Source organism: Streptomyces sp. NPDC002690 (assembly GCF_053592415.1).
In genome coordinates this window covers 1-3,706 of record NZ_JBSFVR010000527.1, presented here as the reverse complement: position 1 = coordinate 3,706, position 3,706 = coordinate 1, and the positions used below count along the sequence as shown (strand labels likewise).

Below are 3,706 nucleotides of genomic sequence, written 5' to 3'. Positions count from 1 at the left end.
CCCTTCACGAACCCGCCCCGATCGCCGCCACCCGGGCGACGACGGGGGTGTCCCGCATCGCGGTGATCTCGAAGACGACCGTGTCGGCCTCTGCGGGCGGGAAGGTGAGGATGCGCTGGTAGCCCACCGCGCTCGTCTCGGCGAGCGTGGTCCACTCGCCCGCCAGGCCGCCCCGCACGACGACGTGTTCGACGCGCTGGCCCTCGGTGATGTCCTCGCCCAGCACGACCGCCTCGATCGTGCTGGGCTCGTCGAACGTGAGGGTCACGGCGGGGCGGGTGTCGGTGGCGGCCGGGCGCCAGGGCGTGTCCGCCCGGCCGGGCCATGCGGTGGCGACGTCCCCGGGGATGCCGGAGGTGACCGTCGCGGTCGCCCCGATCCGGCGGGAGCGGAACTCCTCGATGCGCCGGCCGAGACCGCCGAGCGCCGCCACGTCGGCGTCCCTCAGTCGGCCGTCGGCGGCCGGGGGGACGTTGAGCAGGAAGCAGGAGTTGCCGCCGACCGACCGCTGGTAGATGGTGAACAGCTCGTCCACCGAGCGGACCTGGGTGTCCTCGGCGGTGTGGTGGAACCAGCCGGGGCGGATCGAGGTGTTGACCTCGGCCGGGTACCAGACCAGGTCCGACTCGTGTCCGGCGAGCGCGGCCCGGCTGCCCAGGTCGCGGTCGTCGCTGCGGACCAGGCGGGAGAATTCGCCGTCGTCCGCCTGCTGCGAGACGGAGGCGGTCCGCTCGGCGTCCTGGAGGGCGCGCGGGACGACGCTCCACTCGTCGGGGCGGGTCTCACCGGCCTCGTTGCCGCACCAGCGGACGTCGGGGCCGCACACGTTGATCACCGCGTCCGGCTGGAGCTCGCGGACCACCGCGTAGTAGCGCTCCCAGTCGTACGTCTGGCGCTTGCCGTTGGGGCCCTCGCCGTTGGCGCCGTCCAGCCACACGGAGAACACCGGGCCGTAGCGGGTGAGCAGTTCGGTGAGCTGGGCGACGTAGAAGTCGTCGTACGCGCTGCCGGAGCCGTAGGACGCCTCGGTGCGGTCCCACGGGGAGAGGTAGACACCGAACTTCAGGCCGTGCCGGCGGGCGGCGTCGGCGACCTCGGCGACCACGTCGCCCGTGCCGCCGCGCCACGGCGAGGAGGCGACGGAGTAGTCCGTGGCGTCGCTGGGCCACATGCAGAAGCCGTCGTGGTGCTTGCAGGTGAGGATGACACCGGTCATCCCCGCGCTCTTGAGCGAGGCCACCCACTGGTCGGCGTCGAGGTCGGACGGGTCGAAGAGGGCCGGGGCGTCGTGCCCCTCGCCCCACTCCCGGTCCGTCATCGTGTTCATGCCGAAGTGGATGAAGCCGTAGAACTCCATCTCCTGCCAGGCGAGCTGCCGCGCGCTGGGCCGGATCTCGGAGAGCGCCCGGGCGGGCGCGGCTGCGGCTGTCACTGGTACCTCCGGTTGTACGAGGCGAGCAGGGCCATCAGCCCGGCGAGCGCGAGGAGCATGATGCCGAGGTGTCCCCAGCCGATCGTCTTGCGCTCCACGACGACCAGCGCCACGCAGGCCGCCGCGACGAGCGTGCGCACGCCGACGAGCAGGGCCGTCCGCGTCGAGTCCTTCATGTCTGTTTTCCTTCCACCGGGGCCGCTCGGGCCCGGTCGCTGTGGGCCCGTCAGCCCTTGACGCCGCCGGATGCCATGCCCTCGATGAGCCGCTTCTGGATGAAGGCGTAGACGATCAGGACCGGGACGATGACGATGACCAAGCCCGCGTACAGGCGTCCGTAGTCCGCCGCGGCCTTCTGCGCCGTGAACAGGTTGAGCAGGCCGACCTGGACGGTCTTTCCCTCACCGGGAAGCAGGGTCAGCGAGATGATGAAGTCGTTCCAGTAGGCGAGGAAGTTGAACAGGATCACGGTGGTGATCGCGGGCCGGGCCATCGGCAGCATGATCCGGGTCATGATCCGGAATCTGGACGCCCCGTCGATCGACGCGGCCTCCTCGTAGGCGACCGGGATGGACCGGAAGTACGCGGTGAGCAGGTAGATCGTGAACGGGATCGACGTGGCCGCGTAGACGAGGGAGAGGACCGAGGGGTTGTCGAGGAAGAACCCGCCGGGGAAAACGTCGACGAGCGCCTTGTCCCAGTCGACCAGCATCAGGAAGATCGGCACGACGATGTAGTTGACGTTGATGAAGAGCCCGCCGAGCAGGAGGAGTTCGACGAATCCCTTCCCCTTGAACTCGTACCGGGCGATGACGTACGCCGCCGGCACGGAGACCGCGAGGACGAGGACCAGGCCGAGCACGGTGACGAACACCGAGGTCATGAAGTACTGGCCCAAGTGGGCGTCGGTGAAGGCGTCGACGTAGTTCTGCAGGCGCAGTCCCTCGGGCAGCGACCAGGGGCTGCCGAAGAACTCGCTCTTCTTCTTGAGCGAGGCGAGCAGGACCCAGGCGACCGGCACCGCGATGGCGAGCGCCAGGGCGATGACGAGTACGTACGTGAGTACGCGGCCGATCCGCGAGCGGGTGGCGGGAGGGCGGGGTGTGTTGATCACGGTCATGGTGTCTGTCCTCAGAACTGAAGGGGTTCGCGCTTGGTCGCCCGGCTCATCAGGAGCGACACGAGGAAGGAGAACGCGAAGATGACGACACCGATGGCCATGCCGTAGCCGTACGAGGAGTTCGTGTACGCCTGCTTGTACATGTAGCTCAGCAGGACCTCGGAGGAGCTGTCGGGACCGCCGCCGGTCATCGCGCGGACCAGCACGAAACTGAGGTTGACCGCGCTCATGATGAAGAAGGTCAGCGAGGTCCGCAGGTTCTGCCAGATGAGCGGCATCGTGATGGAGAAGAACTGCCGGGAGGCGGAGGCGCCGTCGAGCCCACTGGCCTCGTACAGCTCCTCGGGGATGCTCGACATGCTCGACATGTAGAGGACCATGTAGTAGCCCAGGGACTGCCAGACCATCGCGATGCCGACGGAGTACAGCACGACCTTCTGGTCGCCGAGCCAGACCTGCTGCCAGCTGTCGAGGGAGACCAGGCGCAGCATGCTGTTGAGCAGACCGTTGTTCTGGTCGTAGATGGCGGAGAAGACCGCCGCGATCACGACCACGGAGAGCACGTTCGGGATGTAGAGGACGAACCGGAGGAAGTTGCGGCTCCGCAGCTTCTGCCGCGTCATGATCGCGGCGAGGAAGAGGCCCATCCCCATCGTCACCACGGTGACCACGACCAGCAGCGTCACCGTGTTCTGGAACGCCCGCACGAACTGGTCGTCGTCGACGAGGTGGCGGAAGTTGTCCAGCCCCACGAACTTCATGTCCGGGGAGAAGCCGCTCCAGGTGTAGAGCGACATCCGGAACACGTTCACGGTCGGGTAGACCATGAACACCGCGAAGAGCACCAGCGCCGGGAGCAGGCAGGCGAGCACGAAGCGGGTGTGACCGGGCCGGCGCGCCGGGGACGCCTTGCCGCGCCGGGGGTCACCGGCGGGCTTCCGCGTTTTCGATACGGGATCCGCTGAGTCTTGGGGTGGAGTGGAGAGGGTCGTCACCGTGCCGGTCCTTCGGTCGTACGAGGCAGTCCTGAGTGGGCCGAGAGGATCTCTCGGTTGATGGAGGCGCCGGCGGCGACCCGGGTGGGCCGGGCCCTCGGCGTCGATGCCCAGCTTGGTGGCCAGCTCTTCGAGGGTGTCGGCCTGCTCGGGGTCGAC

At 68.4% G+C, this 3,706-nt stretch carries 4 protein-coding genes; all 4 read right to left on the bottom strand.

Going from position 1 to position 3,706, the window contains the following annotated elements; all coding sequences use genetic code 11:
• Nucleotides 1-4: 4 nt before the first annotated feature.
• Genes ACWD3D_RS34585 through ACWD3D_RS34570 form a run of 4 tightly spaced genes read right to left on the bottom strand, consistent with a single transcriptional unit; the run spans nt 5 to nt 3,424 of the window.
• On the bottom strand, nt 5-1,432 hold the full coding sequence (locus ACWD3D_RS34585; protein WP_451464651.1) for an alpha-L-fucosidase: 1,428 nt from the start codon (nt 1,430-1,432) through the stop codon (nt 5-7).
• The gene (locus tag ACWD3D_RS34580) at nt 1,429-1,608 is read right to left on the bottom strand and encodes a DUF6903 family protein (protein ID WP_327174641.1); all 180 of its coding nucleotides are present in this window, start codon (nt 1,606-1,608) and stop codon (nt 1,429-1,431) included. Before ACWD3D_RS34580 ends, ACWD3D_RS34585 begins: the two co-directional genes overlap by 4 nt.
• 50 nt (nt 1,609-1,658) lie before the next feature.
• Nucleotides 1,659-2,552: a carbohydrate ABC transporter permease gene (locus ACWD3D_RS34575; RefSeq protein ID WP_266702210.1), complete on the bottom strand. Its 894-nt coding sequence runs from the start codon at nt 2,550-2,552 to the stop codon at nt 1,659-1,661.
• Nucleotides 2,553-2,563: 11 nt separating this feature from the next.
• A complete protein-coding gene (locus ACWD3D_RS34570) occupies nt 2,564-3,424 on the bottom strand; it encodes a carbohydrate ABC transporter permease (RefSeq protein ID WP_451464650.1) in 861 nt (286 codons plus the stop codon).
• Nucleotides 3,425-3,706: the final 282 nt, after the last annotated feature.

Excerpts from the sequence above, each read along its gene's own strand:
- ACWD3D_RS34575 (WP_266702210.1), bottom strand. The coding sequence starts at position 2,552 with ATGACCGTGATCAACACACCCCGCCCTCCCGCCACCCGCTCGCGGATC.
- ACWD3D_RS34580 (WP_327174641.1), bottom strand. The coding sequence starts at position 1,608 with ATGAAGGACTCGACGCGGACGGCCCTGCTCGTCGGCGTGCGCACGCTC.